General features: G+C 55.5%; 2 protein-coding genes. Both read right to left on the reverse strand.

Translation table 11 applies throughout. The features are described 5' to 3' along the window. Positions 1-427: 427 nt before the first annotated feature. A complete protein-coding gene (locus A3754_RS23625) occupies positions 428-1,063 on the reverse strand; it encodes an SDR family oxidoreductase (protein ID WP_063521511.1) in 636 nt (211 codons plus the stop codon). 114 nt (positions 1,064-1,177) lie between these two features. Continuing rightward, positions 1,178-1,412 (reverse strand): transposase (locus A3754_RS26350; protein ID WP_156497185.1); only part of this gene is annotated, 235 nt, incomplete at its 5' end.

The following is a 1,412-nucleotide window of genomic DNA, read 5'->3' on the forward strand; positions in this document are numbered from 1 at the left end:
TGACAAGCTGCGGCATTTTACAGTTTGTTTACTGCAATGCGAATGGTTTGCAGCACTTACCCTACGTAATTCATACGTATTGGTGACGCAGGTCTTTTAATACTTGGGGTTAGGATGATAACGCCAGAAGATTTTTGTCTAACAATTCAGGAGTAAGGTGGGTTTTAGTATAGGTTTTGTAGGTCGGCTTAGCCTAAAGGCGTAAGCCGACATTTGCCGTTTACCTCCATAGCGACGCCAGATGTCGGGTTACGGCTTCGCCTAACACGACCTACGCGCTACGCCTAAGCCGACATTGAACCCGGGGATCAAATAGTCTCCGTAGGTCAGATTAGCCTAAAGGCGTCATCCGACATTGGGCCGTTGAAACTGTGCGAGCCCGAACGGGAACCTCTAAGCACCGTGAGGGATGCGCCCACACCCAACATCAGACCTTTTGCAGAGCATCCCGGATGGGGCTCTCGCCGGAGATAACATCGAACTCCTGGTTGCGGGTCTCCATTCGGGTGACTTCCGCCAGCACCTTGGCGACATCTTCGCGGGAGATTTCCCCAAAATCCTTTATTTTGCGCTCCAGTTTGATTTTTCCCAGCGGTGGCTCTTCGGTGAGGCGCCCCGGGCGGACAATGACATGGTCCAGGCCACTGCTGCGCAGGTGATTGTCCGCCTTGCCTTTGGCTTCGAAGTAATGACGCATTTTTTCCGGGCCACTGTCCGGATCATCGGCGCGCATCGAGCTAACCATGATAAAGCGATCCACATCCTGCTCTTTCGCCTGATCCACCAGCGAGATGGCGCCATTCTGGTCCACGTCGAGGGTTTTGTCCGGGCCGGTGTGAGGACCGGAGCCCGCCGTGAAAATAACCGTGTGCTGCCCTTTCAACGCCTCACGGCAGTCACCCTCCAGGTCGGCCACCACCACATCGTTAGCGCCCAGCTCTTTCAGGGACTGAGCCTGGGCCGCATCGCGCACCATGGCGGTGACATGAATATTGTCCGCTGCCAGATGGGGAATCAGCCGACGACCAATTTTGCCGTTTGCGCCTGCAATAAGAACGTTCACGCGGTTCTCCTTTTCCGGATGGGTATTAACAAGTGTTGTGATGGCACACCGGACTTTCAAGGGGACGGACCTGCCTCTGTAGATACCGTCTCTCCCAATGAACCACAACCCCTCTCAAACGGGCTGTGGTTCATATTCTTTCTGGTGCGCCAGCACGCCGTAAGCGATGTGCACCAGTTTTCTCATGGCCGCGCCCAGCGCTGACATCTTTCGTTTGCCTGCAGCACACAGCCGTTGATATTGGCGCCGAATGCTGGGGTTATGCCGCATCGCCACAACGGCACCCATGTATAACTTTTGCCGCAACGCGGGGTCGCCATTCTTCGAGAGCCGCGGCGCGTGCCTGACC

The sequence above is a fragment of the Alcanivorax sp. HI0083 genome (assembly GCF_001635175.1).